Annotated in this window: 1 protein-coding gene; it reads left to right on the plus strand. The window is 59.1% G+C overall.

The window, feature by feature from the left end:
• Positions 1 to 214: hypothetical protein (locus tag E5162_RS15000; RefSeq protein WP_206751151.1), on the plus strand; the 214-nt coding region annotated here is incomplete at its 5' end.
• Between the last annotated feature and the right edge of the window lie 87 nt (positions 215 to 301).

Raw genomic sequence — 301 nt, forward strand, 5'->3', positions numbered from 1 at the left:
GCCGTATCAGGGTGTCATTGCACATGCCGGTATAGAGAACGCCATGCGGCTTGTTCGTCAGGATGTAGACGAAGGCGCGATACATTATTTCTTCCCTTGGGGGGATTGTGGGCAGGCGCGCACTTCGTGGCAACGAAAAGTTGCATTCCGGTGGCTAGCTTCTGCAAGGTCGCGGGTCTTCGCCTCGCTCCGCCAGGGATTTCAAAACTTATAATATGGTGAAACCCCGGCCGACCGGGAGGGAGCGCCGGGGCCTTGGGGTGATTAGCCTCTGCGGGGTCCCGGGTCTGCGCTTCGCTTC

The sequence above is a fragment of the Marinicauda pacifica genome, assembly GCF_004793635.1.
GTDB lineage: Bacteria > Pseudomonadota > Alphaproteobacteria > Caulobacterales > Maricaulaceae > Marinicauda > Marinicauda pacifica.